Annotated in this window: 21 protein-coding genes; 15 read left to right on the top strand and 6 right to left on the bottom strand. The window is 68.7% G+C overall.

What is annotated here, in order from left to right; all coding sequences use genetic code 11:
- Positions 1 to 39: 39 nt before the first annotated feature.
- Entirely contained in the window at positions 40 to 1,272 is a 1,233-nt protein-coding gene (locus SSMG_RS05040; protein ID WP_009072274.1) for an IS110 family transposase, read from the top strand.
- 23 nt (positions 1,273 to 1,295) lie between these two features.
- Here the strand turns inward: SSMG_RS05040 and SSMG_RS05035 are convergent, their stop codons facing one another.
- Together SSMG_RS05035 and SSMG_RS05030 are read right to left on the bottom strand one after the other, a co-directional pair.
- Complete coding sequence (locus SSMG_RS05035) at positions 1,296 to 2,504, bottom strand: cytochrome P450 (protein ID WP_037712604.1); 1,209 nt, start codon at positions 2,502 to 2,504, stop codon at positions 1,296 to 1,298.
- Between the two features lie 151 nt (positions 2,505 to 2,655).
- Complete coding sequence (locus tag SSMG_RS05030) at positions 2,656 to 3,273, bottom strand: TetR/AcrR family transcriptional regulator (protein WP_100266705.1); 618 nt, start codon at positions 3,271 to 3,273, stop codon at positions 2,656 to 2,658.
- Positions 3,274 to 3,398: 125 nt separating this feature from the next.
- Between SSMG_RS05030 and SSMG_RS05025 the strand changes: the two genes are divergently transcribed.
- The 4 genes from SSMG_RS05025 to SSMG_RS05010 all read left to right on the top strand — a co-directional run bounded on the left by SSMG_RS05025 (position 3,399) and on the right by SSMG_RS05010 (position 6,304).
- On the top strand, positions 3,399 to 4,010 hold the full coding sequence (locus SSMG_RS05025) for a YbaB/EbfC family nucleoid-associated protein (protein ID WP_009073393.1): 612 nt from the start codon (positions 3,399 to 3,401) through the stop codon (positions 4,008 to 4,010).
- 146 nt (positions 4,011 to 4,156) lie between these two features.
- Positions 4,157 to 4,711 carry a snapalysin family zinc-dependent metalloprotease gene (locus SSMG_RS05020; RefSeq protein ID WP_037712601.1) on the top strand — a complete coding sequence of 185 codons (555 nt, stop codon included), beginning with the start codon at positions 4,157 to 4,159 and terminating at the stop codon, positions 4,709 to 4,711.
- 171 nt (positions 4,712 to 4,882) lie between these two features.
- A complete protein-coding gene (locus SSMG_RS05015) occupies positions 4,883 to 5,563 on the top strand; it encodes an alpha/beta fold hydrolase (RefSeq protein ID WP_037712599.1) in 681 nt (226 codons plus the stop codon).
- Positions 5,564 to 5,707: 144 nt separating this feature from the next.
- Positions 5,708 to 6,304 (top strand): LysE family transporter, encoded by a 597-nt coding sequence (locus SSMG_RS05010; RefSeq protein WP_009073388.1) that lies wholly within the window; start codon positions 5,708 to 5,710, stop codon positions 6,302 to 6,304.
- Here SSMG_RS05010 and SSMG_RS05005 read toward each other — a convergent pair.
- A complete protein-coding gene (locus SSMG_RS05005; RefSeq protein ID WP_009073386.1) occupies positions 6,301 to 7,305 on the bottom strand; it encodes a LacI family DNA-binding transcriptional regulator in 1,005 nt (334 codons plus the stop codon). The genes SSMG_RS05010 and SSMG_RS05005 overlap by 4 nt on opposite strands.
- Positions 7,306 to 7,508: 203 nt before the next feature.
- On the opposite strand from SSMG_RS05005, the gene SSMG_RS05000 reads away from it, so the two are divergent.
- From SSMG_RS05000 to SSMG_RS04975, 6 genes are all read left to right on the top strand, one after another.
- Positions 7,509 to 8,585 carry an ABC transporter substrate-binding protein gene (locus tag SSMG_RS05000; RefSeq protein ID WP_009073384.1) on the top strand — a complete coding sequence of 359 codons (1,077 nt, stop codon included), beginning with the start codon at positions 7,509 to 7,511 and terminating at the stop codon, positions 8,583 to 8,585.
- 32 nt (positions 8,586 to 8,617) lie between these two features.
- Complete coding sequence (locus SSMG_RS04995) at positions 8,618 to 10,162, top strand: sugar ABC transporter ATP-binding protein (protein WP_286157023.1); 1,545 nt, start codon at positions 8,618 to 8,620, stop codon at positions 10,160 to 10,162.
- Positions 10,134 to 11,093 (top strand): ABC transporter permease, encoded by a 960-nt coding sequence (locus SSMG_RS04990; protein WP_037712597.1) that lies wholly within the window; start codon positions 10,134 to 10,136, stop codon positions 11,091 to 11,093. The genes SSMG_RS04995 and SSMG_RS04990 overlap by 29 nt, the downstream gene beginning before the upstream one ends.
- Entirely contained in the window at positions 11,090 to 12,073 is a 984-nt protein-coding gene (locus tag SSMG_RS04985) for an ABC transporter permease (RefSeq protein WP_009073379.1), read from the top strand. The genes SSMG_RS04990 and SSMG_RS04985 overlap by 4 nt, the downstream gene beginning before the upstream one ends.
- Before the next feature lie 52 nt (positions 12,074 to 12,125).
- Positions 12,126 to 14,615, top strand: coding sequence for a glycoside hydrolase family 2 (locus tag SSMG_RS04980; RefSeq protein ID WP_009073377.1), 2,490 nt, complete (start codon positions 12,126 to 12,128; stop codon positions 14,613 to 14,615).
- A 103-nt stretch (positions 14,616 to 14,718) separates the two neighbouring features.
- Positions 14,719 to 15,348 (top strand): hypothetical protein, encoded by a 630-nt coding sequence (locus tag SSMG_RS04975; protein ID WP_009073375.1) that lies wholly within the window; start codon positions 14,719 to 14,721, stop codon positions 15,346 to 15,348.
- Here the strand turns inward: SSMG_RS04975 and SSMG_RS04970 are convergent.
- Positions 15,318 to 15,749, bottom strand: a complete 432-nt coding sequence (locus SSMG_RS04970; protein WP_009073373.1) for a PGPGW domain-containing protein — start codon at positions 15,747 to 15,749, stop codon at positions 15,318 to 15,320. The two genes, SSMG_RS04975 and SSMG_RS04970, sit on opposite strands and share 31 nt — an antisense overlap.
- Positions 15,750 to 15,846: 97 nt before the next feature.
- On the opposite strand from SSMG_RS04970, the gene SSMG_RS04965 reads away from it, so the two are divergent.
- Together SSMG_RS04965 and SSMG_RS04960 are read left to right on the top strand one after the other, a co-directional pair.
- The gene (locus tag SSMG_RS04965) at positions 15,847 to 16,503 is read left to right on the top strand and encodes a GNAT family N-acetyltransferase (RefSeq protein ID WP_199785802.1); all 657 of its coding nucleotides are present in this window, start codon (positions 15,847 to 15,849) and stop codon (positions 16,501 to 16,503) included.
- Between the two features lies 1 nt (position 16,504).
- Positions 16,505 to 17,131, top strand: coding sequence for a trans-aconitate 2-methyltransferase (locus tag SSMG_RS04960; protein WP_037712593.1), 627 nt, complete (start codon positions 16,505 to 16,507; stop codon positions 17,129 to 17,131).
- Here the strand turns inward: SSMG_RS04960 and SSMG_RS04955 are convergent.
- Positions 17,125 to 17,730 carry an FMN reductase gene (locus SSMG_RS04955; RefSeq protein ID WP_009073368.1) on the bottom strand — a complete coding sequence of 202 codons (606 nt, stop codon included), beginning with the start codon at positions 17,728 to 17,730 and terminating at the stop codon, positions 17,125 to 17,127. The two genes, SSMG_RS04960 and SSMG_RS04955, sit on opposite strands and share 7 nt — an antisense overlap.
- A 31-nt stretch (positions 17,731 to 17,761) precedes the next feature.
- The gene (locus SSMG_RS04950; protein ID WP_009073365.1) at positions 17,762 to 18,847 is read right to left on the bottom strand and encodes an LLM class flavin-dependent oxidoreductase; all 1,086 of its coding nucleotides are present in this window, start codon (positions 18,845 to 18,847) and stop codon (positions 17,762 to 17,764) included.
- A 241-nt stretch (positions 18,848 to 19,088) separates the two neighbouring features.
- On the opposite strand from SSMG_RS04950, the gene SSMG_RS04945 reads away from it, so the two are divergent.
- Positions 19,089 to 21,140, top strand: coding sequence for a type IIA DNA topoisomerase subunit B (locus SSMG_RS04945; RefSeq protein ID WP_037716599.1), 2,052 nt, complete (start codon positions 19,089 to 19,091; stop codon positions 21,138 to 21,140).
- Between the two features lie 32 nt (positions 21,141 to 21,172).
- On the top strand, positions 21,173 to 24,967 hold the full coding sequence (locus tag SSMG_RS43180) for a DNA topoisomerase (ATP-hydrolyzing) (protein ID WP_050788114.1): 3,795 nt from the start codon (positions 21,173 to 21,175) through the stop codon (positions 24,965 to 24,967).
- Positions 24,968 to 25,358: the final 391 nt, after the last annotated feature.

Below are 25,358 nucleotides of genomic sequence, written 5' to 3'. Positions count from 1 at the left end.
ACCCGTGAGCAGCAGCAACAGGAAAGGAAACGTGACGGTTTGACACTGTTCTGCGGCATCGACTGGGCCGAATCCCACCACGACGTCGCCATCATCGACGACACCGCAACCGTGATCGCCAAAGCCCGCATCGGCGACGACGCCACCGGGTTCGCCCGGCTGCTCGACCTGCTCGCCGAGGCCGGAGACACCGCCGACGCGCAGATCCCGGTCGGCATCGAAACCGACCACGGGCTGCTCGTCGCCGCGCTGCGCTCCACCGGCCGCACCATTTACGCGATCAACCCCCTCTCGGCATCGCGCTACCGGGCCCGGCACCAGGTGTCGGGCGCGAAGTCCGACGCCGCGGACGCCGCGCTGCTGGCCAACATCGTGCGCACCGACGCGGCCGCGCACCGACCGCTGCCGGCCGACACCGAACTGGCCCAAGCGGTGCGGGTGCTGGCACGAGCGCAACAGGACGCGGTCTGGGCCCGCCAGCAGCTGGGCAACCAGCTCCGGTCGCTGCTCAAGGAGTTCTACCCCGCGGCGCTGGAAGCGTTCGCCGGACAGCCCGAGGGCGGCCTGGCCCGCCGCGACGCCCGCACCGTCCTCGCCGCCGCCCCGACACCCGCGCTCGCAGCGACACTGACCCGCGCCCGGCTGCGGACACTGCTGACCAAGGCCGGACGCCGCCGCAACGTCGATGCCGACGTCGACCGCCTCCACGGCGTGTTCCGGTCCGAGCGGCTGCGGCAACCGCCGATCGTGGAGAACGCGATGGGCATCCAGTTTTCGGCTCTGCTGAGCCAATTCGAGGCCGCCTGCGCCGCCTCCGACAGTCTGGCGGAGGCGGCACGGACACATTTTGAACAGCACCCGGACGCCACGATCATCACCAGCTTCCCCGGCCTCGGACTGCTGGCCGGCGCCCGGGTGCTCGCCGAAATCGGAGACGACCGCACCCGCTTCACCGATCCCCGCGGACTGAAGGCCTACGCCGGATCCGCACCGATCACCCGCGCCAGCGGCCGAAAAACCGTGGTCTCGCACCGCCACATCAAAAACCGCCGCCTCGCCGCAGTCGGACCCGTCTGGGCGCTCGCCTCGCTGCGAGCCAGCCCCGGCGCACGACGCCACTTCGACACCCGCCGCGCCGCCGGAGACTGGAACCACCAAGCCCAACGCCACCTGTTCAACAAATTCCTCGGACAACTCCACCACTGCCTGCAGACGGACCGCCTCTACGACGAACACCAAGCCTTCCCACCTCCTCCAGCCCACACGGCTTGACTTCTAACAACCTGAGATGTCTTTCACCAGGTCACGGGGAGTTCGTGCACCCCGTAGACGACCATGTCGTGCTTGAACTTCAGCTCTTCGAGCGGCGCGGCCAGCCGGAGCGTCGGGATCCGCCGGTAGAGCGTCCGGTAGACCACCTGCAGTTCGACCCGGGCGAGCGGCTGGCCGAGGCACTGGTGCACGCCGTAGCCGAACGCGACGTGGTGGCGCGCCTTGCGGGTGACGTCGAGCTTGTCCGGTTCGGGGAACTGCGACTCGTCGCGGTTGGCGATGTCCGTCGCCGCGACCAGGCCCTCCCCTTTGCGGATCGTCTGCCCGCCGATCTCCAGGTCTTCGAGCGCGACGCGGCGGCGTCCGGAGTGGACGATCGTCAGGTAACGCAGCAGTTCCTCGACCGCGTTGGCCAGCAAGGCGTCGTCGCCGTCGCGAACCGCGGCGAGCTGCTCCGGATTCTCCAGCAACGCGACCGTGCCGAGCGCGATCATGTTCGCCGTGGTCTCGTGCCCGGCCACGAGCAGCAGCTGGCCCATCGACGCCACTTCCTCGACGGTCATCGCGCCGGTGGCGACCTGACCGGTCGCGAGACGGCTGAGCACGTCGTCGGCCGGGTCGTCGATCTTCCTCTTCACCAGCCGTCCGAGATAGCCTTGCAGGTCCTCGGCCGCGGCGAGCGACTGTTCGGCGGTCGCCTCCCGCGAGACCAGGATCTTGCTGCAGCGATGGAAGAACTCGCGGTCGTCGTACGGCACGCCGAGCAGTTCGCAGATCACCAGCGACGGCACCGGCAGCGCGAACGCCTGCACGAGGTCGGCGGGTTTCGGCCCGGCCAGCAGCCCGTCGAGCAGCTCGTCGACGATCTGCTGGATCCGCGGCCGCATCCGCTGGACCTTCTTCACCATGAAATCGCCGGTGAGCAGCCTGCGCTGGGCGGCGTGCTCCGGGTCGTCCATGCCGATGAACGACTTGAACCGGCTGCGCCGCGCCTTGATCCCGGGCGTCTGCGGCGGATAGCCGGCGCGGTCGGGATCGGCGCTCACGCGCGGGTCGGCGAGCATCGCACGGACGTCTTCGTAGCGGGTGAGCAGCCACGGTTCGCTGCCGTCCCAGATCCGCACGCGCGACACCGGCTCGTCGCGCAGCTTGCGGCCGAGGCCGGGCGGCGGGTCGAACGGGCAGCGCCCGCGCGCCATCGGGAACTGCTCTACGGGCCGGGCGTCGGCCATCACAGCCTCCAGGGGGAAGTCGCCAAACGATCGTTCGGATACTTACCGAACACATGTTAGGAGAATCGGTGAACGACTGGCCAGACGCGCGGGTCAAGATCACCGGGATGGCCGTGGACGAGGGTGGCGAACGGGAGAAAACGCCCGTGGTTCAAGCGAAAATGAGCGACAGCAGCTCGTCGGCGAAGCTCACCACGGCGTCCTCGCTCGGCTGTTTGCCGGACGAATGGAACAGCGCGACGCGGCCGTGCGCGCCGACGAACGCGATCACTCCGGCCCGGTCGGCGGGCACGCGGAGCGCGGCCCCGGACTCGGCGCAGCGGGCGAACGCCGCGGTGATCCGGTCGATCAGATCGATCGTCGGACCGTGCGGCCGGACCTCCGGCGACGTGCGGCTGGCCCCGTTGGCGGTCATCAGCCGGTAGTGGCCGGGGTGGTCCATCGCGAACCGGCAGTACGCGTGCAGCAGCGCTCGCACCCGGCCCACCGCGTCGTCGGCGGGCACCCGGGATTCGGCCGCTTCCATCGCGAGCCGCAGCCGGCCGAACTCGTGCTCGACGAGGCCGGCGACCAGCGCGGCCCGGTCGCTGAAATGCTGGTAGATGCTGGCCGGGGCGATGCCGACGGCGCGGGCGACGCCGCGGATGGTGAGCGCGTCCTCGCCGCCGAGTTCCGACAGCAGCCTGCTGGCCGCGGCGAGGATTTCCCCGCGCAGCCGTTCGCCCTCGCCCCAGCGGTTGCGCGTGCGGGCCTGGACTTCTTCGGACACCTGCCCATTGTTACCGCTCGCGTTGCCCGGTCCCGCTCCGGCCCGCCGCGGATGTCGGTCGTTTCGTAGCCCGTCAGCCATCCGAGGTTCACCGGCTGGGCGAGGGCGGCCGATAGCGTTCGCCGGTGGACGATCAGGGGTGGCTGGACGACTTCCAGCGGCGGATTGACGAGATGCAGGCGAAAAGCGTTGCCCTGCAGGAGACCTTGAGCACCGCGGAGGGCCGCGCGCAATCGGGCGACGGACTGGTTTCGGTTTCGGTGACCCCGAACGGCGCGCTGAAGAACCTCGAAATCGACGACCGCGCCCTGCGGCACGGCAGCGCCCGGCTGACCGCCGCCATCATGGACGCCTACGGGAAAGCCCAGCGCCAGGTGTCGCGCGACGTCATCAACGCGTTCGAGCCGATCGCCGGCGACAGCGAGATGATGAACGTGGTCAAGTCGTATCTGCCGGAACCCGAGGACGAACCGGAACCCCCGGCCGAGCCGCCGCGGTCCGAACCGCCTGCCCGGCACGCGGGACCTCCGCCGGGCACCACCACTCCGCCGGGCAGCGCGGCCTACGGACGCCCGATGCCGCCGCCGGGCGGCGCGACGCACAGCCGTCCGCCGATGCCGCCGCCCGGAAACACCCCGCCGCCTCCCCCGGCCGTGCCCGAACCGCCCCGGCCGACGTCCGGTCCGCACCGCAGGCGCGCCGCGGGCGAGGACGACGACGAGATGCAGCCGTGGTGACCGCGGTGTCAACCCGTCGTTAGCACTGGGAAATCACCAGTTGCCGGACCGTACGAATGGGGGGTCACAATCCGGGAGCTTCTGCCTACTTTGGGTTGAGCGCGCGCAAACCCGGCAAACTCCCCGATCCCCCCAGGAGCTTTCTTATGTCCAGGAAGTTCGTGCTGTCCGGCGCGGTCGCACTCGCGCTGGCCGCCGCCCCGCTCTCGGGCGCCGTAGCGGTCGCCGCTCCGGCTCCTTCCGCCGTCGCGGCGGCCACGGTCTACTACTCGACGTCCGGCGCACCGTCGTTCCGAGCCGCGATCAACGCGGGCGCGGCGAACTGGAACCGCGCGGTCACCAACGTGAAGCTGGTCGAGCGTTCGTCCGGGGCCACGCTGCGGTACGTCGAGGGCAACGACCCCCGCGGGTCGTACGCGCAGACCGACGGGCACGGCCACGGCACCATCTTCATCGACTACACCCAGGCCCGCCAATACGACAACACGCGGATCACCGCGCACGAGACCGGCCACGCGCTCGGTCTGCCGGACCACTACTCCGGCCCGTGCTCGGAACTGATGTCGGGCGGCGGCCCCGGCCCGTCCTGCCACAACGCCAACCCGAACTCGCAGGAAGCGTCCCGGGTGCAGCGGCTGTGGGCCAACGGCCTCAGCGCGGTCTCCGGTCCGCAGCAGCGGATTTACGACCACGCCGGCTGAGCCGGACCGAGCGAGCGGCGGCCGGGCGCGTCCCGGCCGCCGCTTTCTCCGGTGTCGGATCGCGCCGTTCGGGCCTCGGTTGAGGCCGGAATCCGCCGTATTCCGGTGAGACAGGGAATCCCGCGGGACCGCCGGTGGTTGGCTTGCCTTCAGACGAAGGGAAGGCATTTCATGGCGGAAATCGTTCTGGTTCACGGTTCCTGGGCCGACGGGTCGGTCTGGCTGGACGTGCTCGAGGCACTGCACCGGCAGGGGCATCAGGCTCGGGCGGTGCACCTGCCGATGACCTCGCTCGCCGACGACATCGCCGAGGTTCGGCGGGAGATCGCTGCCTTCAGCGGCCCGGTCGTGCTGGCCGCCCATTCCTACGGCGGCGCGGTGATTTCCGGTGCGGCGAAGGATAATCCGCGGGTCAACGCGCTGGCTTACTTCGCGGCGTATGTCCCGGACGAAGGCGAGACCGTGCCCTCGCTGAACGAGCGCTTCCCGGATTCCCCCGGTGACGACGCGATGGTGTTCCACGAGGACGGCTGGTCGTCGCTTGCCCCGGACCGTTTCCACTACGCGCTCGCCGCAGATCTGACTCCCGAACGTGCCGCCGCGCTCGCCGCGGTGCAACGGCGTGCCCGCGCCGAGTGCTTTCTCGCACCGGCGGGCCCTGGTGCTTGGCGTGACCTGCCGACCGCTTACGCGGTGTCCACAGAGGACCGGATCCTCAACCCGGACTTGCAGCGCTGGTTCGCTGAGCGAGCGGGGGCGGACTGTGTCGAGTTGGCGGCCAGTCATTATTCGCTGCTCTCGCAACCGGAGGCGGTGGCCACGGTGATCGACAAGGTGGCGGCGCGCGCATAGCCGGAAATTCGGTTGCCCATCCCCTGCCGGACAACCGAGTATTCCGGCCATGACCACCGAACCCGCCCGCCGTTGTCCGTCCCGCTGCCTGTCCGTGCACGGCAAGCAGCAGACGACGCGGGAAGGGACCAGCCAGGCCGCGCGATGAGCGCCGCGCTCGTCGCGGGGCTTGTCGCCGGGTACGGGATCGCCATGCCGGTCGGCGCGATCGGCGTTTACCTGGTCGAGCTCACCGCGCGCACGTCGTGGCGGGTCGGGGCGGCCGCGGCGATGGGTGTGGCCACCGCGGACGGCATCTATGCCGTGCTCGCCACCACCGGCGGGGCCGCGCTGGCCCCGGTGCTCGCCCCGATCACCACTCCCCTGCGCCTGATCTCCGCCGCCGCGCTCTTCGTCCTCGCCGCGTGGACCGCAGTCCGGGCCATCCGGCGTTATCGATCCCCGCAAACGCCTTTGCTGGCAATGGAACCACACCCGCTCCGCGCGTACGCGACCCTGCTCGGCCTCACCCTGCTCAACCCGTCCACCATCATCTACTTCACCGCGCTCGTCCTCGGCGACCGACCGGCCGACGGCACCGTGTTCGCCGCCGCCGCGTTCGCCGCTTCGGCCAGCTGGCAACTGCTGCTGGCCATCGGCGGAGCGTTGCTCGGACGCGGCCTCACCGGTCCCCGCGGACGGCTCGGCACCGCCCTGCTGTCCAGCGCGGTCATCCTCGTGCTGGCGGTGCGCCTGCTCTAGGAACCGACCGTGCTTTCCCTTACCTCCAGGGAAAACGGCGGCTGCACCGAGCGCGGCGCAGCACTCTCGGTACCGGCGAGGCGGCGGTGGATGAGGTCGATCGCGGCCTCGGCGATGGCCGCCTTGTCCGGGGAGATTGTGGTGAGCGCGGGAAGACTGAACGCGCTCTCCTCGGTGTTGTCGAAGCCGACGATCGCGATGTCGTCGGGCACCCGAAGCCCGTGCTCGGCCGCCGAGCGCAACGCGCCGACGGCCAGCAGGTCGTTGAAGCAGAACACCGCGTCCGGCGGTTCTTCCTGTGCCAGCAAGCGTTTCATCGCCGCTGCCCCCTCGGCGCGGTGGTATTTCGCGACCGGTTCCACCAACGAATCCGCCGACGGCAACCCAGCATCCGCCAACGCGGCCCGGTAACCCGCGAGCCGCAGCGACGACGTCCCGCGCTTGGGGTTCGCCCCAATCGCCGCGATCCGCCGGCGCCCGAGCGACACCAGATGCGACACCGCGACGTGCGCGGCCTGCACGTTATCGATCGCTACCCGGTCGAGCGCGACGTCCACCGCGTGCTCGCCCAGCAGCACCAACGGGATTTGCCCGTCGGCATCAGGGAAATCGTCCGCTTCGAGCGCTTCGGGATGCACCAGCGCGCCGTCGACCAGATGTGGGCCCAGGGAGTCCACAGTGGCCCGTTCCCGGTCGCGAGTCCCTTGCGTCTGCTCGATCAGCACACTCCATCCGCGGCGCTGCGCGGCGGTGATCACCAGCCCGGCCATTTCGCCGAAGTACGGAATGCTCAGCTCCGGCACCATCAACGCCAGGAACCCGGTCCGCCCGCGCCGCAGGTTGCGCGCGCCGACGTTCGGCCGGTATCCGGTCGCGGCCAGCGCCTCTTCGACGCGCCGCCGGTTCTCGGGCTTCACGAACGCGTAGCCGTTCACCACGTTCGACACGGTTTTCACCGAAACGCCCGCCAGCGTCGCGACGTCCTTCAGGGTCACGGCCACGCCGACTCCTCATCTCGTCCGCCCAGAGCCCATCACGAGCCCGCGAGGCTCTCGGCACCAGCCCCGACGACCACGTAGTGTAGCGACGTTTTGCCTGTTTACAACGTTGTTCCAACGATGTAAAAATAGCCGGAGCTCAGCGGGGTGACGGGCGTCACTCCGCCGAGCGGGTTGCCCCAGTCGTCGGCTGCGAGGAGTCCGCCGTGTCCCCGTCCGTCCCTGCCCGCTTCGCTCTGGTCGCCGGCGCCGCCACGGCACTCGTGCTCGCCGGGTGCACCAGCCGCGAGGAAACCCCGGCCGCGCAAAGCAACGGCTCCGGTCCGGCCGCCTCGGCCGCGTCCGCCGCGCCGACCGCCGACGGCTGCACCATCGACAAGACCGGCTACCCGAAGCTCGACCCGAAGACCGCCATCGTCGGCTTCTCCCAGTCGGAGAAGGAGGCGAACCCGTTCCGGATCGCCGAGACGCAGTCCATCCGCGGCGAGGCGGGCAAGCTCGGCATCCCGGCCGACCACCTGCTCACCACGAACGCGCAGAGTGACCTCAACAAGCAGATCTCGGACATCAAATCGCTGCTGGACCGGGGCGCGCAGCTGCTCATCGTGGCCCCGCTGAACTCCGACGGCCTGCAGCCCGCGCTCGACGCGGCGAAGGCGAAGAAGGTCCCGGTCGTCACCATCGACCGGCAGGTCACGTCGAAGCCGTGCACCGACTACCTCACCTTCATCGGCTCCAACTTCATCGAACAGGGCCACCGCGCGGCCGCCGCGCTGGCGAAGTCCACCGGCGGCAACGGCAAGGTCGCGATCCTGCTCGGCTCCTCGGGCAACAACGTGACCACCGACCGCACGAAGGGCTTCAAGGACGAACTGGCGAAGACGCCCGGTCTCACCGTGGTCGCCGAGCAGACCGGCGAGTTCGACCGGTCCAAGGGCCAGTCGGTGATGGAGCAGCTCATCCAGAGCCACCCGGACCTCACCGCGGTGTACGCGGAGAACGACGAGATGGGCATCGGCGCGGTGAACGCGCTCAAGACCGCGGGCAAGAACCCCGGCAAGGACGTCAAGGTCGTGTCCGTCGACGGCACCCGCAACGCGGTGCAGCTGATCGTCGACGGCAGCTACAACGCGGTCATCGAGTCCAACCCGCGGTTCGGGCAGCTGGCGTTCCAGACGCTGCAGCAGTTCGAGGACGGGAAGCCGATCCCGCCGAGCATCGTCATCACCGACGACTCGTACGACGAATCGAACGCGGCCCAGAAGGTCGGGAACGCGTACTGATGACGAGCACGGCCGACACCCAGGTGGCGACCATGACCGCACCGGTGCTCGAGGTGTCCGGGGTGACCAAACGGTTCCCCGGCACCGTGGCCCTCGACAACGTCTCCTTCCGCCTGCGCCGCGGCGAAGTCCACGCGCTGGTAGGGGAAAACGGCGCGGGCAAGTCCACTTTGATCAAAGTCCTCACCGGCGTGTACCGGCCGGACGAGGGCGAGGTGCGCCACCTCGGCGAGCCGGTCGAGTTCCGCAGGCCGATCGACGCGCAGCGCGCCGGGATCTCCACCATCTACCAGGAGGTGAACCTCGTCCCGCTGATGAGCGTGGCGAGCAACGTCTTCCTCGGCCGGGAACCGCGCACCCGCACCGGATTGATCGACTGGTCCGCGATGAACGAGCAGGCGCGCGAACTGCTCAGCGGGTACGGAATCGACACTGACGTGCGGCGTCCGCTGCACACGCTCGCGGTCGGCGCCCAGCAGATGGTCGCGCTGGCTCGCGCGGTGTCCACAAAGGCCGGTGTGGTCGTGATGGACGAGCCGACGTCGTCGCTCGAACCGCGTGAAGTGGACACCCTGTTCGAGGTGCTGGCCCGGCTGCACGCCGAGGACATCTCGGTGCTGTACGTGAGCCACCGGATGGACGAGCTGTACCGGGTGTGCGACAGCGTCACGGTGCTGCGGGACGGTCGCGTGGTCCACAGTGGACCGCTGAAGCCGTTGCCGCGCATCGAACTGGTGTCGATGATGCTCGGCCGGGAGATCCGGCAGATCCGCGCTGAGGGCGTCACCGCGTTCGGCGAGGAGCATCATGCGGAGAAGGAACCGTTGCTGCAGGCCTCTCATTTGTCTGGAGGGAACAAACTGCACGACGTTTCGGTGAGCGTGCGGCCGGGCGAGGTCGTCGGACTGGCCGGGCTGCTCGGGTCCGGCCGGAGCGAGACCGCGCGGGCAGTGGTCGGGGCTTTCCCGCTCGACGGCGGTACCGTGCTGGTCGCCGGAAAGCCGTTGAAGCGCGGGAAGATCTCCGCGGCGATGCGGGCCGGGATCGCGCTCCTGGCCGAGGACCGCAAGGCGGACGGGATCATTCCGAACCTGTCCGTGCGCGAGAACATCGTGCTCGCCGCGCTGCCGCGATTGTCCACTTTCGGCTTCGTCAGCCGGTCCAAACAGGACCGCGTGGTGAAGACGTTCATGGAACGGTTGCGGATCAAGGCGTCCAGTCCGGAGCAGAAGGTGTCCGAGCTGTCCGGCGGCAACCAGCAGAAGGTCCTGCTGGCCCGCTGGCTCGCCACCGGACCGAAAGTGCTGCTGCTCGACGAGCCGACCCGCGGCATCGACGTCGGGGCAAAGGCCGAGGTGCAGGCGCTCATCGACGAACTGGCGCAGGACGGGCTCGGCGTGCTGCTGATTTCGTCGGAACTGGAAGAGATTCTCGACGGCGCGGACCGGGTGGTCGTGCTGCGCGACGGCAGCGTCGCCACCGAATTGGCCGGCGACGCGGTCACCGAGGACAACGTGCTGGCGGCGATAGCTGCAGGGGGTGACAACGATGTCGACCGCGACACTGACGAGACCTGACCGCGCCCGCGTCACGAGCTGGCTGCAGAACTACGGCGTGTATCTGGCCGTGGTCGTGCTGCTGTTGTTCAACATCGCGTTCACGAAGAACTTCCTCTCCGCGGCCAACTTCCGCACGCAATTGGTGCAGGCCGCGCCGGTGTGCATCGTGGCGCTCGGCATGGCCCTGGTGATCGGCACCGAGGGCATCGACCTGTCGGTGGGCTCGGTGATGTCGGTCGCCGCGGCGCTCGTCCCGCTGTATCTCGGGGCCGGGCCGGTGATGGTGATCGTGGTGGCGCTGATCGCCGGGGTCGCGTCCGGGCTGTTCAGCGGGTTTCTGGTGGCGCAGCTCGGTATTCAGCCGATCATCGCCACCCTGGCGTTACTCGTCGGCGGTCGCGGACTAGCACTCGTGATCGCGCACGGACAGCTGGTGCAGCTGCACAATCCGGACTTCCTCGCGCTCGGCACCGGAGACGTACTCGGCGTGCCGATCATGGTCCTGGTCGCTGCCGTTCTCTCGGTGCTGGCCGGATTGCTGGTACGGCGCACCACCTTCGGCCGCCACCTGGTCGCGGTCGGCGGCAACCGTCCCGCGGCGACCCTCGCCGGGCTGCCGGTGAAACGCGTCCTGATCGGCGTGTACGCCATGTCCGGCGCGCTGGCGGCCATCGCTGGCGTGCTGTCCACAGCGCGGCTCGCCGCGAGCGACCCCAACGACCTCGGCCTGCTGATGGAACTGTCCGCGATCACCGCCGTGGTCGTCGGCGGCACTCCGCTCACCGGCGGCCGCGTGCGCGTGCTCGGCACGGTGTTCGGCGCGCTGCTCATGCAACTGGTGCACGCCACGCTGATCAAGCACAACCTGCCCGATTCCGCCGCGCAGATGGTGCAGGCCGCCATCATCGTCGCCGCGGTGTACGTCGCCCGGGAACGGAGCACGCGATGATCGCGACCACCGCCGCCCCGCCGTCGGAACGCGGCGCGGCGTTCGCCGCGGTGCTGCAACGCCAAGGCGCGGCCGTAGTCCTCGTACTCGGCGTGGCCGCCGCGTGGTTTGCCTTCCCGCGCTTCGGCTCCGCGGACAACCTGCGCGACCTCGCGTTGCAAAGTTCCTTCCTGGCAGTGATCGCGCTGGGCATGACGTTCGTGATCATTTCCGGCGGGATCGACCTGTCCGTCGGCTCGGTGTACGCGCTCGGCGGCGTGCTGGCCGCGTACGGCTCCCGCTACGGCCTGGTGGTCGCGATCCTGTTGCCGCTAGTCGTTTGCGGGCTGATCGGCCTGATCAACGGGCTCCTCATCGCCCGCACGAAAATGGCCCCGTTCATCGTCACGCTCGCCTCGCTGTTGTTCGCTCGCGGGCTCTTGCTGGCCTTGACCAACGAGGGCGCGACGACGTACAAAGTGGGTCCGGGTTCGGCGTTGCTCTGGCTGGGCCAAGGCAAGATCTTCGGCATCGGCGTACCGGTGTATCTCGCTTTGGTCCTTTTCGGACTCGGCGGGCTTCTCCTGCGCCGGACCCGGTTCGGCCAGTCGGTGTTCGCCCTCGGCGGTTCGGAACAGTCCGCGTTGCTGATGGGGCTTCCGGTGGCCCGCACCAAAATCACCCTCTACACGCTGAGCGGCACGCTCGCCGGATTCGCCGGCGTGCTCACCGCGGCGTACCTGCAATCGGGCGTCACCGTGCTCGGCGTCGGCACGGAACTGGACGCGATTTCCGTCGTGGTCATCGGCGGGACCCTGCTCACCGGCGGCGCGGGAACCGTCGTCGGCACGCTCGTCGGCGTGCTGCTGAAGACGCTGATCCAGAACGTGATCAACCAGGTCGGCACTCTCGATTCCAACTACCAGACGGTGGTCAGCGGCGCGTTCCTGCTGGTCGTCGTCGTGATCCAGCGCCTGCTGGCCCGCTCCCGCCGATCCTGACCCCCGTGCAGTTCCATCCGCGCTGATCCACCTGTCACTAGGAGGTTCGACGATGGTCCGTCCTGCCCGCAGACCCGGCCGTCTGGCCACGGCGGCCGCCGCGCTCGCCGTGGCCGTGTCCGGGTTGTCGAGTGTCCCCGCCGCCGCGGCCGATCCGCCGCAATGGCACCGTCTCACCCCGCCGCTGACCACCCCGTGGACCAACCAGGTTTCGCCGGACAACGCCCTTCCCGAGTACCCGCGGCCGCAAATGACCCGCGACAACTGGCAAAACCTCAACGGCGTCTGGGAATTCTCCGCCGCCAAGCCCGGTGATTCCCCGCCGATCAAACGCAGTCTCGACGAACGCATTCTCGTACCGTATCCGGTCGAATCGGCGCTGTCCGGGATCATGCGGCACGAAACGTCGATGTGGTACCGGCGGACGTTCGAGGTGCCGAAGAACTGGCACGTCGGCGGCCGCGACCAGCGGCTGATCCTGCACTTCCAGGCGGTGGACTACGACACCACGGTGTGGGTCAACGGCCATCAGGTCGCCCGCCACACCGGCGGTTACGACGCGTTTTCCGCGGACGTCACCAATGCGCTGACCACCGGGAAAGACCAGGAAGTCGTCGTCGGCGTCACGGATCCGAACGACGCGGGCGGGCAACCGCTCGGCAAACAACGCAAACCCGGCGACGGAATCTTCTACACCCCGACGTCCGGCATCTGGCAGACCGTCTGGATGGAACCGGTGACCCCGGCCTACATCTCCCGGGTGGACACCACGCCGGACGCCGCCAGCGGTTCGGTCACCGTGAACGCCGTGGTGGGCGGGCCGGTGAACCAACGCGTGCAAGCCGTCGCCTACGACCACGGCCGCGTCGTCGGCTTCGCGACCGGACCGGCGAACACTCCGTTGAAGCTCAAGGTGAACAAGCCGCACCTGTGGACGCCGGACGATCCGTTCCTGTACGACCTGCGCGTCTCACTGTCCTCCGGGGACAGTGTCGGCTCGTACTTCGGCCTGCGGTCGGTTTCGATCGGCAAGACCGCCGACGGCAAGCAGCGGATGATGCTGAACGGCAAGTTCGTGATGCAACTCGGCCCGCTGGACCAGGGTTTCTGGCCGGACGGCATCTACACCGCGCCGACCGACGCGGCGCTGAAGTTCGACCTGGAGCAGGAGAAGGCGCTCGGGTTCAACATGGTGCGCAAGCACATCAAGGTCGAACCGGGCCGCTGGTACTACTACGCGGACAAGCTCGGGCTCCTGGTGTGGCAGGACATGCCCGCGATGAAGGACGACGTCGAGGCGACCCCCGCGGCGCAGGCCAACTTCGAATCCGAACTGCACCGGATGATCGACCAGCACCGCAGTTTCCCGTCGATCGTCACGTGGGTGCCGTTCAACGAAGGCTGGGGCGACTACGCCGTCGGCCGGATCGCCGACCAGGTCAAGGCCTGGGACCCGACGCGGCTCGTGGACGCGGAGTCGGGCGTCAACTGCTGCCGGTCCGAACCGGACAGCGGCCGCGGTGACATCTACGACGACCACACCTACACCGGCCCCGGAACCCCGGTGCCGGACGCGACGCGCGCCGCCGTCGACGGCGAATACGGCGGCTTGGGCCTGAAGGTCGACGGGCACCAGTTCGACCCGGCTGGCAGTTTCGCCTACGAGATGGAGCCGGACAGTGCCACGCTCACCCGCCGCTACGCCGAACTCCAGCAACGCCTGCTGCTAGCCGGACGGCAATGCGGCGTGTCGGCCGGGGTGTACACGCAGACCACTGACGTGGAGAAGGAGGTCAACGGCTTTTACACCTACGACCGTCAGGTGAAGAAGATGGACTTCGCCGCCGTCCGGGCCGCGAACCTGTCGGTGATCAACGGCGTCGACGGCTCGCCGCAACAGGGTCCGGTGATCCCGCCCGGCACGCCAGGCATCGACGGAATCGCCGCGTACCCGTTCGACGAGAACAGCGGCACCACGGCAGCGGACACCGTGGGCCACCACGACGCCACCCTCGTCGGCGGCGCTTCGTGGACCGCCGGCCACAGCGGTTCGGCCCTGGCGGTGAACGGCTCCGGCCAGTACGCGGACACCGGCGCCCCGCTGGTGAAGACCGACCTGAGCTACAGCGTCGCCGCGTGGGTGAAGTTCAACGCGGTCGGCGACGGTTTCCAGACCGTGGTGAGCCAGGACGGGAACGACCACAGCGCGTTCTTCCTGCAGTATTCCGGCGCGGACCACAAGCTGGCGTTCAGCTTCGTCGGAACGCGGGCGCTCGCGCCGATCACCCCGGAAGCCGGCCGCTGGTACCACCTGGTCGGGGTGCGGGATGCCGCGACCGGACAGCTGGCGCTGTACGTGGACGGCCAGCTGGCGGCTTCGCGCAGCGTCTGCCTGGGCGAGGCGTCCACCGGAAACACCGTGATCGGCCGCGGGAAGTACGGCGGCAACCCGGTCGACTTCCTCAACGGGGCGGTTGACCAGGTGCATCTGTACGACCGGGCGCTGTCGGCTGCGGAGGTGGCTAAGCTCTACGCCTCTTGAGGTTGGTGCCTGGACCTGCGAGTTCGCAGGTCCAGGCACTTTTATTGCCGGGCCCCGATACCATTCCCCAGCGCCGGAACGATCAACCCCGAGGAGCCCAGCCGTGCCATCCGCCCCGCCGGACGAACTGGCTCCCCGCAACCTCCTCGCGCGGACCGCGACGGAAGTCCTCGCTCCGTGGGTGTGGGTGCTGGGCCTTCCGCTCGTGGTGGCCTGGCAGGTCACCGGTCACCACCTCGGCGAGGCTGTGCTGTGGGGCCTGATCGTGGGCGTCACCGGTTCGCTGATCCCGATGGCGGTCATCGTGCGCGGTGCGAAACGCGGGAAGTGGGACAGCCACCACGTCACCGACCGCGCCGGTCGGCTCGTGCCGTTCGCCGCCTGCATCGGCTCCCTCGCGCTGGGATTCGCGGTGCTGCTCGTCGGAGGTGCGCCGCACGAGATGATCGCGCTGGCCGCCGCCGAACTGGCTTGCCTTGTCGTCGCGCTGGCGGTGACCTTCGGCCTGAAGTTCAAGATCTCGATGCACGCCATGGTCGCCGCGGGGGCGACGGTGATGCTGATGAAGGTCTACAGTTCCTGGCTTGCCGTGCTTTTCCTTGCCGTGGCGTGGGTTTGCTGGTCGCGCGTCGAGCTGAAAGACCACAGTTCGGCCCAGGTGGCGGTCGGCGCGGTGGCGGGCGTCGTGATCGGCGGAGGCGGCTACCTATGCCTCGTCGCCGCGCTCGCCTGAGACTCGCGCTTCGCCCGCACCCGTCGGTAGCTCCAGATCAGCAACGCGAAGAGAATCAAGCTGGACAGAATCAGGCTGGTCCCGGTACTCCACCCGCTCAGCGGCAGCGACCGCACCGTCCCCCACACGATCCCCGCGGCCAGCAGGGCCAGTCCGGCCACCACCGAGCCCGCGATGCGCAGCGGCGAGGACACGCTCTCCTCCGCGGCCCGCATCGCCCGCGTCCGCACCGGGTCGACAAATCGCTGCAGCGCTGGGAACTCCGACGCGAGCACCAGCAATCCGGCGAGCACCAGCAGCAACCCCGGCCCCGGCAGCACGAGCAGCACGACCCCGACGATCACCAGCACCCCGCCGACGACCGAGAGCAGCACCCGGCGCACTGGCTTGCCCAATCCCATCGGCCCAGTGTGCCGCCGGGCTCGCGGTACTGCCAGCTGGACTGTCCATACTGGACTCCGGCCGTTTTTGTCGGTGCCCCGTGCTTAGCTGCTCAGCGTGGTCGAATCACTGCCCGACCTCATCCGCCGCTGGCAGGCGGGATGGGGTGTCTCCCGAGGATTCCGTCCCGCCGAAGAAACCCGCGGCGGGCTGCACGTCCTGCTCGGACAACCGGATCGGCATCGCGAGGTCATCGCGTTGTCCCCCGAGCGTGCCGTCCTGCGCGGCCTCGCTTCAGAGGTGGCCGCAGCAGAACGACCGACCTGGCTGACCGTGCCAACAAACCGGCCGGAGGAAGCCGAGGCGATCGTGCGCGAGGCTGGGCTCAAGCTGCGGGACGCACGCGAAGCGCTCATGACGATTCCCCTACGCCGACATCCGCCGCGTCCATCCCCGCCGCCCTACACGGGTACCTCCACCATGAACGGGACGGTGTGCGAAACCGTGTTGCGACATCCCGATTCGGGAGTCGCAGCACGAGGAACCATGGCCGTGGTCGGCACCGACGCGATCGCGGACCGGATCGAAACCGTCCCGGAGCATCGTCGCCGCGGCCTCGGCAGTGTGGTGATGAGTTCCCTGGTGGAAAACGCCATGGCCCACGGCGCGACCACCGGGATTCTCGTCGCCACCGCGGATGGGCAACAGCTGTATTCCGCGCTGGGCTGGACCACGCGCGCCACCGTTCTCATCGCCCAGACCCCGGCAGGCTGACGTGGATTGGCTCACCGACACCAGAACGTCGTACGACACCGTGGCGGAGGACTACGCCACGTTCGTTCGCGACGCGCTCGGCAAACAGCCGTATCTGCTTGCCGCACTGCGGCTATTCGCCGACCAAGTCGACGACGGCCCAGTCGCCGACCTCGGCTGCGGGCCTGGGCAGGTAACCGCCCACCTCAACGCACTCGGCGTAGCCGCCTACGGCGTCGACCTCTCCCCCGGCATGATCGAGGTCGCCCGGCGCGACTACCCGACCCTGCGCTTCGAGGTCGGCTCGATGACCGACCCTCTGCCCGCCACGTCGCTGGCCGGAATCGTGGCGTGGCAGTCGGTCATCCCCCTGCCGGACGACCTGCTCCCGGCCGTCCTCGCGAACTTCCGCCAAGCACTGCACCCCGGCGGATTGCTCCAGCTGCTCTACCACGTCGGCGACGAAACCCGGCTCAAAACGCACGGCTACGGCGGCCACCCGATGAAGGTCCAGGTGCACCGCCGCCCCCGGGAACGCATGTCAACGTGGCTACGCGACGCCGGGTTCGCCGTCGAGGCAGAACTTCTCCTTAACCCGGAAACCCCGGCGCCGCAAGCGCTCTTGACCGCGAGGAGCGGCCGTCAATGACCAGCCAGCAACTGCTCAAACGACACCGACGCATACTCGTCACCCGGCTTCGCCTCAGGCGCCGCCGCCACCAACCGAGCCAACTCGCGACCAGCCCGCTCCACTCGCTGCTGCAACGCACCCGTCGCCTCGACGCTGCCCCAGTCCGACGACGCCGCGTACACGCCCGTCGGAACCACAGTCGCGCGAAGGTAGGCGAAGAGAGGTCGCAGCGCGAAGTCGAGGGCGAGCGAATGCCGTTCCGTACCGCCCGTCGCGGCGAGCAGTACCGGTTTGCCGTCGAGCGCTTCCTTGTCCAGCACGTCGAAGAACGATTTGAACAGCCCGCTGTAGGAAGCGGTGAACACCGGCGTCACGGCGATCAAGCCGTCCGCGCGCGTCACGGTGTCGATCACTTCCCGCAGCTGCGGGCTGGGGAACCCGGTGAGCATGTTGTTGGTGACGTCCACCGCGATGTCGCGGAGTTCGAAGACCTTCACCGTCACGTCGTCGTCGACCAGGGCGGCGCGGGTGGCCTCGGCCAGCCGGTCGGCCAGCAGCCGCGTCGACGACGGCTGGCTCAAGCCCGCGGTGACCACGGCGATAGTGCGTGCAGTCATGACCTCTCCACTCAGTCCGGAGGTATCCGGGTCAGGCGTTGACCGCCTGAGCCGCCTTGAGCGATTCGTGCGTGGGCGCGTCCGGCACGTGCGCCGGGCGCTTCGCTTCCAGTTCCTTGCGCAGCACCGGCACGACCTCTTCGCCGAGCAGGTCGAGCTGCTCCAGCACGGTCTTCAGCGGCAGGCCGGCGTGGTCCATCAGGAAGAGCTGGCGCTGGTAGTCGCCGAAGTGCTCGCGGAAGGTCAGCGTCTTGTCGATGACCTCCTGCGGGCTGCCGACGGTCAGCGGCGTCTGCTCGGTGAAGTCCTCCAGCGACGGCCCGTGCCCGTAGACCGGCGCGTTGTCGAAGTACGGCCGGAACTCGGTCCACGCGTCCTGCGACTTCGGCCGGATGAACGCCTGCCCGCCGAGCCCGACGATGGCCTGGTCGGCCTTGCCGTGCCCGTAGTGCTCGAAGCGCTGCCGGTAGAACGCGATCAGCTGCTGGAAGTGCGAGGTCGGCCAGAAGATGTGGTTCGCGAAGAACCCGTCGCCGTAGTACGCGGCCTGTTCGGCGATCTCCGGGCTGCGGATCGAACCGTGCCACACGAACGGCGGCACGCCGTCGAGCGGGCGCGGCGTCGAGGTGAAGCCCTGCAGCGGGGTGCGGAACTTGCCCTGCCAGTCGACGACCTCCTCGCGCCAGAGCTGGTGCAGCAGCGCGTAGTTCTCGACGGCCAGCGGGATGCCCTCGCGGATGTCCTTGCCGAACCACGGGTAGACCGGGCCGGTGTTGCCGCGGCCCATCATCAGGTCGAGCCGCCCGTCGGCCAGGTGCTGCAGCATGGCGTAGTCCTCGGCGATGCGCACCGGGTCGTTCGTGGTGATGAGGGTGGTCGACGTCGAAAGGACGATCTTCTCCGTCCGCGCCGCGATGTTCGAGAGCAGGACCGTGGGGTTCGCCGGCGCGGCGAACGGCGGGTTGTGGTGCTCTCCGACGGCGAAGACGTCGAGACCGACCTCTTCGGCCTTGAGCGCGATCTTGACCATCGCCTTGATGCGCTCGTGCTCCGTGGGCGTGACGCCCGTGGTGGGGTCGGTCGTGACGTCGCCCACCGAGAAGATTCCGAACTGCATGACCGCTCCCTAGCCGGTTGCTTCGTACCTTGCTTGTCGGCACAACTACTCGCGTGGAAGATGTATTCCTTCAGGACTATACCGGTGACCTGGGACACGCTGCCGGACGCCGCCGGGGGCGCAGCGGCCAGTTCCTGTCGGGGGGTGCGGATATCCTGCAGTACGGTGACGGCCCGGGGCCCCTGCTCCGGCCGCCTGTTTGCCCACCGAACAGCTCGCCTCGATCCGGGAGAACGACCTCGTGACTGCTGAGACTCTGTACGGGGCCGACGACCTGACCCACCTCGAAGGACTCGAGGCGGTCCGCAAGCGCCCCGGGATGTACATCGGCTCCACCGACAGCCGTGGCATCAACCACCTGTTCTCCGAGGTCGTCGACAACTCCACCGACGAGGGCGTGGCCGGCCACGCCACGCGCATCGTCGTCACGCTGCACGCCGACGGCAGCGTCCAGGTGGACGACGACGGCCGCGGCATCCCCACCGGTGTGCACGCCAAATCCGGCCTTTCCGGCGTCGAACTGGTGCTGACCCGGCTGCACGCCGGCGGCAAGTTCGGCGGCTCCGGATACAAGACGTCCGGCGGTCTGCACGGCGTCGGCGCCTCGGCGGTGAACGCGCTGTCGCACCGCTTCGACGTCACGGTGAAGCAGAACGGCAAGGTCCACCAGATGTCGTTCGCGCACGGCGTGCCCGGCGTGTTCGACGGACCCGGCCCGAAGGCGAAGTTCACCCGCCGCTCCGGGCTCAACCTCGTCGGCAAGATGAAGCGCGGCGAGCGGAGCGGCACGTCGATCCGCTACTGGTACGACGCGCGGTACTTCGAAACCGGCGCCGCGCTCGACGTCGAAGGCGTGCGCACGAAGCTGCGCAACACCGCGTTCCTCGTGCCCGGCGTCACGTACGTGCTGCGCACCACGTTCGAGGACACCATCAACGAGGAGACCTTCCACTTCCCGAACGGGCTGGCGGACATGGTCGACTTCCTCGCCCCGGACAGCGAAAAACCCGTCTGCGGCACGCTGATGATCACCGGCGAGGGCACGTACAAGGAGAACGCGGCGGACGCCAACGGCGTCATGCAGTCCAATGTGGAGCGACACGCGGAGGTCGAGGTCGCGCTGCGCTGGGGCACCGGCTATGAGCGCACCGTGGAGTGCTTCACCAACACGATCCGCAACGTGCACGGCGGCACGCACCGGCGCGGGTTCGACCGCGCGGTCACCCGCGCGCTGCAGGACGCGATCGGCAAAACCCGCGGGCTGCTCAAGGCGAAGGAGGACCCGCCGACCACCGAGGACGTGCTGGAGGGCATGACCGCGGTGATCCACGTCCGGCTGCCGGAGCCGCAGTTCACGTCGCAGACCAAGGACGAACTGTCGACGGCGGGCATCACGCGCGTACTGCAGGGCATCGTCGACAAGCAGGTGCGCGCCTGGACCGAGGACCGGAAAACCAAGTCCGAGGCCAAAATCGTGCTGCAGAAGGTGGTCGACGCGGCGCGCGTGCGGCTCACCCAGAAACAGCAGAAGGACGCCGCCCGGCGCAAGACCGCGCTCGAGGGCGCGGCGATGCCGCCGAAGCTGGTCGACTGCCGCACCACCGGCGTCTCGCGCAGCGAGCTGTTCCTGGTCGAGGGCGACAGCGCGCTCGGTTCGGCGCGGATGGCGCGAGTGTCGGAGTACCAGGCGCTGCTGCCGTTGCGCGGCAAGATCCTCAACGTGCAGAAGGCGTCGCTGGGCGACACGCTGAAGAACGCCGAGATCGCGTCGATCGTGCAGGTGCTCGGCGCGGGCACCGGCCGCACGTTCGACCTCTCGACGATGCGCTACGGCCGGGTCATCCTGATGGCGGACGCGGACGTCGACGGTTCGCACATCCGCACGCTGCTGATCACGCTGTTCGCGAAGTACATGCGCCCGGTGATCGAGGACGGCAGGCTGTACGCGGCCATGCCGCCGCTGCACAAGATCACCACGAAGGGCCGCGGCTCGGAGACCATCTTCACCTTCACCCAGCGCGAGATGGAGCAGAAGGTCGCCGAGCTCGAGGCGGCGGGCAAGCAGGTCGTCACGCCGGTGCCGCGGTTCAAGGGCCTCGGCGAGATGGACGCCGACGAACTGTGGGAAACCACGATGAACCCGGCGACGCGCTCGGTCCGGCGGATCACGCTCGAGGACGTCGAGGCCGCGGAGCTGGCGCTGGAACTGCTGATGGGCGAGAAGGTCGAGCCGCGGCGCAACTGGCTGGTCGAATCGTCCGACCGCGTCGACCGCGACGCCATCGACGTCTGAGTTTTCCGTTCGTTCCCAAGGAGTTGTGAGCCATGGCTCGCCGTAGCAAGACCCCGGTGACCCGGGTGGACCCGAGCGCGTTCGACTCGCCGGGCGCGCAGGTCTTCGACAACCCGCTGAAGACGGAGATCGAAGACTCGTACCTGGAGTACGCGTACTCGGTGATCCATTCGCGCGCCCTCCCGGACGCGCGGGACGGCCTGAAGCCGGTGCACCGCCGGATCCTGTTCTCGATGAACGAGAACGGCTACCGCCCGACGCACGCGTACGTGAAGTCGTCGCGCGTGGTCGGCGACTGTTTCGTGCGCGGCGCGCTGGTGTCGACGCCGGACGGGCTCCGGCCGATCGAATCCATCGCGGTCGGCGACCAGGTCCTGGACAGCCGCGGCAAGGCCGTGCCCGTCGCCGAGGTCTACGAGAACCCGCCGGACGAACTCGTCCGCATCACGTGGTCGAACGGGCACACCATGCTCGTCACCCCCGGACAGCGGTTCCGGACTGTGGCGGCAGATTCGACCCTGGACTGGACGGCCGCCCGCGACCTGACCGGACGGCTGACCCTCGCCTACGGCAGCGGCCGCCGGGAAAGCCTGCCGCAAGGCGGGGGCCGGTACGCCTATTTGCTCGGCTTGATCACGGCGGAAGGGTTCGCCGTCGACCGGAATCGCCCTGCGGACGGGCGCGTCCGGATCCACATGTGCGACATCGAACCCCTCGACGCCGTGCACGAGTGGGCGACGGCCAGCGGGGTGAGCGTGTCTCGAGGGACTCGCGTCGCGGCCAAACCGGAATGGCGCGACCAGCACATCCTCACCTTCGCCCGGCACGACGGCCTGCTCGCGGCAGGCGGGCCGCGCAGCGACGCGAAGCTCGTGCCCGAGGAGGTCCTCTCGGACCGGGCCACCTGGGCTCCGTACCTCGCCGGTCTCTTCGACGGCGACGGCTACATCCGGAAGAACCACCGCGAGCTCGTCTATGTCAGCACGAGCGAAAAGCTCGTCCGGCAGGTCTACTCGATGCTCGCGGACCTCGGCGTCCACGGTCATCACTGGAGCAACTCCAGGCAAGCCGGGCACAAGACGCTGCTGGGCTTGTCCGTCAGCGGATCCGACGCGGCGGTACTGGCCCGCGTCATGCTGCCGTGGATCACCATCGGCTACAAAAAGAGCAGCCTCGAGAAGCTCACTGAGATCGCCTACGAGTACGGCGGGAAACAGGGGAACGACCGGCTGCCCAACAAGGGGGTCATGGCCGAGTTCTCCGCCGCGCACCGAGGCGGGGGATGGTTCCGCGACACTGGCGGAACCGCGTTCCGGGCGTCGTTGTCGATGGGGACCGGCACCGCGGTCCGCTACGGGAAGGACCGGCACGGCACCGCGCTGGAGGACCGCTCGTTCCGGCTTTCCAGGGCGCACCAGGACGGCTGGATCGAGAAACTGCGCCGGATCGGCTCCCCGCTCGCGGACCGGCTCGACGCGCTGAACGGTTTCTCGTTCCTCGAAGTGGTTTCCGTCGAACGGGTCGAACCCGAGGTCACTTACGATATTCAGGTCGGCGCGGAAGACCACGAATTCGCGACCGAGGGTTTCGTCGTCCACAACTGCATGGGCAAGTACCACCCGCATGGGGACGTGGCGATCTACGACGCCATGGTGCGGCTCGCACAAGACTTCTCTTTGAACGTCCCTCTGATCGACGGGCACGGAAACTTCGGGAGCCCAGACGACGGACCGGCCGCTTCGCGTTATACGGAAGCCCGGATGTCGAACGAGGCGATGCTGCTCGTCGGCGAACTCGGCGAGGACACCGTCGACTTCCGGCCGAACTACGACGGTTCGCTCGAAGAGCCCTCGGTGCTGCCCGCCGCGTATCCGAACCTGCTGGTCAACGGCACGTCCGGGATCGCGGTCGGCATGGCGACCAACATGATCCCGCACAACCTCGGCGAGGTGATCGGCGCCGCGCGGTGGCTGATCAACCATCCGAACGCCACGCTCGACAAGCTGATGGAGTACGTCCCCGGCCCGGACCTGCCCACCGGCGGCAGCCTGCTGGGCCTGGACGAGGTCCGCAAGGCCTACGAAACCGGCCGCGGCGTGGTCCGCATGCGCGCGAACGTCGAGACCGGCCCGCTGGAAGGCAGCCGCGGCCGGCAGGCCATCACGGTGACCGAGCTGCCGTACGGTGTCGGCCCGGAGAAGGTGATCGAGAAGATCACCGACGAGGTCAACAAGTCCAAGCGGCTCACCGGAATCGCGGACGTCAAGGACCTCACCGACCGCGAGAACGGCACGCGGCTCGTCATCGAGTGCAAGGTGGGCGTCAACCCGCAAGCGCTGCTGGCGGATCTGTACCGGCTCACGCCGCTGGAGCAGTCGTTCGGCATCAACAACCTGGTGCTCGTCGATGGCCAGCCGCAGACGCTCGGCCTGAAGGCGCTGCTGGAAGTCTTCCTGAAGCACCGCTACGAGGTCGTCACGCGGCGCACGCGTTATCGCCGGCGCAAGCGCGAAGAGCGCCTGCATCTGGTCGACGGTCTGCTGATCGCGCTGCTGAACATCGACAAGGTCATCCGGCTGATCCGCGAAAGCGAAAACGCGGCCGCCGCGAAGGACGGCCTGATGACGAAGTTCAAGCTGTCCGAGATCCAGGCGACCTACATCCTGGACACCCCGCTGCGCCGCCTCACGAAGTACGACCGGCTGGAGCTGGAAAACGAGCAGGACAAGCTGCGCGCGGAAATCGCCGAGCTGACCACGATCCTCGAGGACGAGTCGGTCTTGAAGAAGCTCGTGTCGACGGAACTGGCGAAGATCGCGAAGGACTTCCCGACCGAGCGCCGCACCCGCCTGATCGACGGGGACCTGAAGGAAGTCCTGGCCGCGTCGAAGCCGTCCGGCCCGCTGGAAGTAGCGGACGACCCGTGCCAGGTGATCCTGTCGGCGACCGGCCTGGTGGCCCGCACGGCAGCGGAATCCGAAGAGGCGTCGGAAGTCCGCCGCAGAAACGGCCGCGTCAAACACGATGCTGTATCGGCCGTCGTGCACACCACCGCACGCGGCCAGGTGCTGCTGGTGACCAGCCGAGGCCGCGCGTTCAAGACGGACGTGCTGCCCCTGCCCGTGCTCCCGGAACAAGCAGGCACGGTGTCGCTGCGCGGCGGCATGGCGGCAAAAGAACTGGTACCGCTGGAAAAGGGCGAGCGAGTCGTAGGCATCGCCCCGCTGGGCGAACAAGCAGGCGACTCGCCGGGCTTGGCGATTGGCACGCGCGGTGGCGTAGTGAAGGTGTGCGCCCCGGACTGGCCAGTGCGCTCGGACGAATTCGAGGTCATCAGCCTCAAACCCGGCGACGAAATCGTCGGCGCGACCTGGCTGACCGACGGAAACGAAACCCTGGCCTTCATCTCGTCGGACTCGTCGCTGCTGCGCTTCGCCGCGAGCCTGATCCGCCCGCAAGGAACCAAGAGCGGAGGCATGGCAGGCATGAAACTGGCCGCGAACGCCACCGCGATCTTCTTCGGAGCCATCCGCACCGACGACGAAGAACACGGCGAACCGATGGTCGTGACCGCGACGGGCCAGAGCGTGAAGGTCACGCCCTTCAGCGAATACCCCGCAAAGGGCCGAGCCACCGGCGGCGTGCGAGCCCACCGCTTCCTCAAGGGAGAAACCGAGGTGCAAGTCGCCTGGGTAGGCCCGCGCCCAGCAGGCGCAAGCCGCACCGGCGACCCAGTAGAACTCCCGGAAACAGACCTCCGCCGAGACGGCTCAGGCCACGCCCACCCCGGCCCGGAGGTAGTAGGCCACCTCATCGAACGCGGCTAGCAAGGGGGGTGCCCATCCGCACGAGCGCGTGCGCACCCCCTCTCCGGCGCCCGTCCGTCGGGCCCTGCTCCCCGCAGGGTTCGACGGACGCAGGCGGTGGCCGCAGCGCCTGGTTTTTGTGGCGCGAGTGGTTCCGGCCCGACTGCGCTGAACAGGCCGGGTTCCTCCCGCACGGACTCCGCTACCTGCAGGGTCCAACGGACACAAGCGGTGGTCGCAACGCCCATTGATTGGCGATGCGAGAGCATCCGACCGGACTGCACTGAACGGCCGGATTCGCGCCCTTCTCCGCCGCCTCCCATAGGTTCCGCCGAACACAAGCGGTGGTCACAACTCCCGTTGATTGGTGATGCGAGAGCATCCGACCCGGACTGCACTGAAACAGGTCGAC

This window comes from Streptomyces sp. AA4, assembly GCF_000158875.1.
Classification (GTDB): domain Bacteria; phylum Actinomycetota; class Actinomycetes; order Mycobacteriales; family Pseudonocardiaceae; genus Amycolatopsis.
The sequence above is the reverse complement of the archived record's forward strand: the minus strand, read 5'-3'. Positions and strand labels throughout refer to the sequence as shown.